A 5,614-nucleotide genomic window follows, 5' to 3' on the forward strand; every position below is an offset into this window, starting at 1 on the left:
CGGCTACGACGCATCGGCGACGGTCACTCCAACCTCACCTACGCTGTCACGACCGGCGAGCAGACTCTCGTGCTGCGCCGACCGCCGCGACCGCCCCTGCCCAGGGGCGCGAACGACATGCGGCGTGAGGCGCGCATCCTTCAAGCGCTGGCGGACACCGACGTTCCGGTCCCACGGGTACTCGCCGTCGCCGAGGAGGGCGACGTGATGGACGTTCCCTGCTATGTCATGGAACATCTCGACGGCGTGGTCGCTACCGATATCCTGCCGCCGGCTTTGGACACCGTTGAGGGACGTTCTGCCGCCGCCGAAGCCTTCATCGACGTCCTTGCCGCGCTGCACACCGTCGACTGGCGCGGCTGCGGGTTGGGCGATCTCGGGCGGCCCGACGGGTTCCTCGAGCGCCAGCTCGACCGATTGCCCCGCCTGATCGCCGACGAGGACGGGGCACTGGACCCGCCGTTCGACGAGATCCGCGACCAGCTGCGTACCACGGTGCCCACATCAGGCGAGCCGGCGCTGCTGCACGGCGACTTCCGGTTCGGCAACGTCATGCTCGCGCCCGACGAACCTGCCCGGCTCCTCGGCGTGCTCGACTGGGAGCTGGCCGGGATCGGCGATCCACTCGCAGACCTCGCCTACACGCTCGTTACATACGCTGTTCCCGGTGAGCCGCTGCACGCCCTGACTGAGATGTCCACGGTGACCCTGCGGGACGGTTTTCCGGGACGGGATGTGCTTGCTGCGCGCTACGCGACCGCCACCCGCCGAGAACTGTCACGGCTGCCCTGGTACGAGGCATTCCAGCTGTTCAAGCTCGCGGTCCTCTTCGAATACAACCGCCGTAAGACCGTCACCGGCGAGGGCGACCGCTACTACGCCGATCCTGCGCTCGTCGAAGGCCTGCTCGGTGCCTGCCGACACGCTCTGCGCCAAGCCGCGGGGTCGATAGTCGGGAGGGCCTATTGACCAGCCTACCCGATCTAGTTTAGACCACGACCAGCTCGGAACAGCGAGGAAACCCAATGTCGAAGGTTCTCTACGAGAAACGCGGCGAAATCGCCTACATAACCCTCAACCGCCCCGACAAGCGCAACGCCATCGACACCGAGACCGACAACCTGCTTTTTCAGGCATGGACCGACTTCCGCGACGACCCGGACGTGCGGCTGGCTATCCTGACCGGTGCTGGTGACAAGGCGTTCTGCGCTGGCGCCGACCTGTCCTCCCACGTCGACGGTTGGTTGGAGGGCGGGCCGGGCCTCGGCCGAAATGTGCTGGGACGCGGCTTCGCCGGGGCGATCACGCGTGGGCTGCACCGCACCAACAAGCCGATCATCGCTGCTCTCAACGGGTGGGTGATCGGCGGAGGCATCGAGTTGGCACTCGCCTGCGACATACGGGTCGCCGCCTCTGATATTCAGTTCGGCTTTTACCACATGCAGCGCGGCATGCACTTCGGCGACGGCGGGATCGTGCGGCTGGTCAACACCTGCGGTGTGGGCATCGCCATGGAGCTCGAGCTGATGGGCGAGCCGATCACCGCCGCGCAGGCTAAGGAGTACCACCTTGTCAACCGCATCGTCCCGCGTGAGGACCTGATGACCACGGTGGAGGATATGGCGGCGAAGATCCTGCGCAACCCGCGGCTCGCGGTCGAGTCGGCCAAGGAGACGATCCTCGAGGTCATCGGCCGGCCGCTTGACGACCAGCTGCGTCTCGAATGCCTGTACAGCTACTCCACCATGGGCGACCCCGAGATCGTTGATCGTAAGGACGCGTTCCTGGGTCGGCGGGACGCTGAGGGACGAGGCTGAGGGATGAGTAACGACAACGTCCGCTTCGGCGTGAACCTGATGCCACAGACGTGGGTGGACCAGCCCGTCAAGTCCGGTGCGGCCTTGCTGACTCACCGATCGCGCCTGTTCAGCCGCATGGCACAGGCTGGTATTGATCACGTGATGGTCGGCGACCATGTGATGTTCCATGGTGGGGTCGGCAATGATGGTCTGACCGATGCGGCTTCGGTGGTGACCGCTACCGACGAGCTGGATGTCTATCTGGCCGTCTACCTGATGGTGCTGCGCCACCCGCTGCTCGTCGCCCGCCAGATCCTGACGGTGGCGCAGTTCGCCCCTGGCCGTCTCTCGCTCGGCCTCGGCATCGGCGGTGACGACCGGCGGGAAGTCATCGCCTGCGGCGTCGACCCGAAAACCAGGGGGCGCAGAATGGACGAGTCGCTCAGCATCGTCCGTCGCCTGCTGGCCGGAGAGACTGTCAGCTACGAGGGCGAGTTCTTCTCGTTGGACGAGGCACGGCTTCAACCCACGCCGGAGCAGCCGATCCCACTGGTGGTGGGCGGCCGTTCCAACGCCGCGCTGCGACGGGCGGGGCGCCTGGGCGACGGCTGGCTCGGCATCTGGACCTCGGCCGCGCGCTGCGCCGAGGCGATCGACGCCGTCGAGGAGCACGCAGCGGACGTGGGCCGCACCGATGTCGACTGGAAGCACGGCATGACATTCTGGTGCGGATTCGGTTCCGACCGGGCCGAGGCGCGCAGCAGGGTGGCCCCGGCGATGGAAGGCCTCTACCGCACTCCGTTCGACAAATTCGAGTCCTACGTCCCCTACGGCACGCCGGAGGACGTGGCCGAGTTCGTCGCGCCTTTCATCGAAGCCGGTTGTACCACGTTCAACTTCATCCCGTTCGCGGGCAGCGACGAAGCCGGAATCGACGCCGTGGCCGATACGCGCAAGCTGCTGCAGGGCGGTTCGTGATGGTCACCGGCTACGATTCCGACTCGTTGATGGAGGCCCATTCATGCTGAACCACCGCAAGGTCTACAACGACGACCAGCGCATGTTCCGGCAGTCGGTCCGGCGCTTCGTCTCCAGCGAGATCGAACCGAACTTCGAACGCTGGGAAGCCGCCGGCATCGTGGACCGCGAGTTGTGGCGGAAGGCCGGCGAGTCGGGCATCCTCTGCGCGCAGGTGCCCGAGGAGTACGGCGGCACCGGCGACTTCCGGTTCAACGCCGTGGTCATCGAGGAGTGCTCGTACGCCGGCTTTGCCGGACCTACCGGCAACTTCACCGCCCACAGCGACGTGAGCTGCGGATACATTCTCGATTACGGCAGCGAGGATATCCGGAAAACGTGGCTGCCCCGAATGGTCAGCGGCGAGGCCGTATGTTCGATCGCGATGAGCGAGCCGGCTGCCGGCAGCGACCTCCAAGGCCTGCGCACTCGCGCGGTCCGCGATGGTGACGACTACGTCATCTCCGGTCAGAAGACATTCATCTCCAACGGCCAGCACTGCGACATCGCTGTCGTGGTGGCAAAGACCGATTCCGACGCCGGTTCCCGTGGGATGAGCCTTTTCTTGGTTGAGATCGACCGGCCCGGATTCAGTCGGGGACGCAATCTCGAGAAGCTCGGGCACCACAGCGCCGACACATCGGAGATGTTCTTCGACAACGTCCGGGTGCCGGTCACCAACCTTTTGGGCCAGGAAGGCGGCGCGATGGCTGCGATGATGGCCGAGCTCCCCCAGGAGCGTCTCATCATCGCCGTCGCCTCGATCGCCGCCGCGCAGAAGGCGTTCGACATCACTGTGGACTACGTGCGCCAGCGTCGCGCGTTCGGCTCCGCGATCGGCGATATGCAGAACACCAGGTTCAAGCTGGCTGATCTGAAGGCCGAACTGAAGGTGGGATGGGCCTTCGTCGACCAATGCCTGGGCGAGCTCGTACAGGGAGAGCTGACGAGCGATCGCGCATCGATTGCGAAGATGTGGGTTACCGAGATGCAGGGCCGCGTCGTCGACCAGTGCGTGCAGTTCTTCGGCGGATATGGCTTCATGCGCGAGTACGAGATCTGCCGCCTCTATGCCGACGCACGCGTACAACGAATCTATGGTGGTAGCAACGAGATCATGCGAGAGATCATCGCACGAGCCCTCTAGACAACGACGTCAGAGCCCCAAGGAGAACGTCATGGCGGACAAGCGGATCTGGTGTGGGGTATGCGAGGCATCCTGCGGCCTCATCGCCACTGTGCAGGACGGCAAGATTCTCACGCTGCGCCCGGACAAGGACCATCCACAGTCCCGCGGGTTCGCCTGCACCAAGGGCATCAATTTCCCTGACGTGCTGAACGATCCCGATCGGCTGCGTGACCCGGTGAAGCGCAACGCCGACGGTACGTTCACGACGGTCAGCTGGGACGAGGCGCTGGATGACATCGGCGCGCGGCTGAGGTCGGTGATCAAGTTATACGGCCGGGAGTCCGTCGGCATCGGCTTAGGCAACCCGAACGCTTGGAATTACGGCGCTTTCCTCACGCTGTTCGGTATGGCTGCCGCGTTGAAGACGAAGCACTTCTACACGGCCAGCTCAGTCGACATCAACAACTACTGGGTGGTCAGCCAGCTTCTGTACGGCAACAACCTGACCAACCCAATCCCCGACTTCGCCAGGACCGATTTCGCACTCATCCTCGGCGCCAACCCGGTCGTGTCGCACGGGTCGATGGCCACCATCGGCCGGATCCGCGAAACGCTCCTGGAGATCCCGAAGCGGGGCGGGCGGGTCATCGTCGTCGATCCGCGCCGTACGGAGACCGCACGCCTCTTCGAGCACGTTCCGATCCGCCCCGAGAGCGACGTCTGGCTGATCGCCGGAATGCTCAAGGCGATCGTCGATGCGGGGCTGGTGGACGGGACCCGGCTGACCACGCAAGCCAGCGGGGTCGAGTTTGCACTCGGGCTGGTACGGAACGTCGACCTTGACCGGGTCGAGGCCGAGACGGGCATCCCTCGAGACACCGTTGAGAAGCTCGGCCGCGACCTGGCATCCGCTGGGTCCGCCTGCGTCTACGGCCGATGCGGCGCGTCACTCGGACGCTTCTCCACACTGACGAAATATTTCATCGACGTGCTCAACATCATCACGGGCAACCTCGACAGCCCGGGCGGCATGGTCTTCGCCCGGCCGATGGTCGACCTCGAACTGATGACCAAGGTCCTCCGCGCCAGCGGGTACGACCGCTGGCGTACCCGAGTCGATGGCATACCTGAGGTTCTCGGCACTTCACCCTGGGCGACGTTTCCTCGTGAGGTGCACACGCCTGGGCGGGGTCAACTTCGCGCCATGGTTTGCGTTGCCACCAACGCCGCCACCACCTCGCCGGCCTGTGACGAGATGGAGCGCGCGTTCGCCGCACTGGACCTGTTCGTATCGCTCGATCCGTACATCACCGAGACCAACCGACACGCCGACTACATCCTGCCGCCCACCCTGTTGCTCGAACGCGAAGGCTTCCCCGTCTTCACGCAGTCGCACAACGCGGTGCCTTACGCCCAGTGGACCGATGCCGTCGCCGCGGCACCCCCGAACGTCCGGGACGACTGGCGCACGCTGGACGAGATCTGCAAGCGCATCGGACTCGTGCCGTCCCCGGCACCCGGGGCACAGCTCATGGGCAAGCTCGGAATCCGGGTACCTCCGCATGTCGGGGTGGACATCTTCATGAGGCTGGGTCCGGACGGCGACCTGTTCGGCTTGCGGCGCGGTGGCCTGAGCCGTAGCTGGAGTCCATGGACGTGGTGTACGAAG

5 protein-coding genes are annotated in these 5,614 nt (G+C 65.2%); all 5 read left to right on the top strand.

Features of this window, described 5'->3' with window-relative positions:
- Window positions 1–969: phosphotransferase family protein (locus tag DD1DGNOD_RS11325; protein ID WP_165036613.1), on the top strand; the 969-nt coding region annotated here is incomplete at its 5' end.
- A 56-nt stretch (window positions 970–1,025) separates the two neighbouring features.
- A complete protein-coding gene (locus tag DD1DGNOD_RS11330) occupies window positions 1,026–1,817 on the top strand; it encodes an enoyl-CoA hydratase/isomerase family protein (RefSeq protein ID WP_131770083.1) in 792 nt (263 codons plus the stop codon).
- Between the two features lie 3 nt (window positions 1,818–1,820).
- The gene (locus tag DD1DGNOD_RS11335) at window positions 1,821–2,777 is read left to right on the top strand and encodes an LLM class flavin-dependent oxidoreductase (protein WP_206443101.1); all 957 of its coding nucleotides are present in this window, start codon (window positions 1,821–1,823) and stop codon (window positions 2,775–2,777) included.
- Between the two features lie 43 nt (window positions 2,778–2,820).
- On the top strand, window positions 2,821–3,963 hold the full coding sequence (locus DD1DGNOD_RS11340; protein WP_131770084.1) for an acyl-CoA dehydrogenase family protein: 1,143 nt from the start codon (window positions 2,821–2,823) through the stop codon (window positions 3,961–3,963).
- Window positions 3,964–3,994: 31 nt separating this feature from the next.
- Window positions 3,995–5,614 (top strand): molybdopterin-dependent oxidoreductase (locus DD1DGNOD_RS11345; RefSeq protein ID WP_131770085.1); only part of this gene is annotated, 1,620 nt, incomplete at its 3' end.

This window comes from Candidatus Protofrankia californiensis (genome assembly GCF_900634765.1).
Classification (GTDB): Bacteria; Actinomycetota; Actinomycetes; order Frankiales; family Frankiaceae; genus Protofrankia; species Protofrankia californiensis.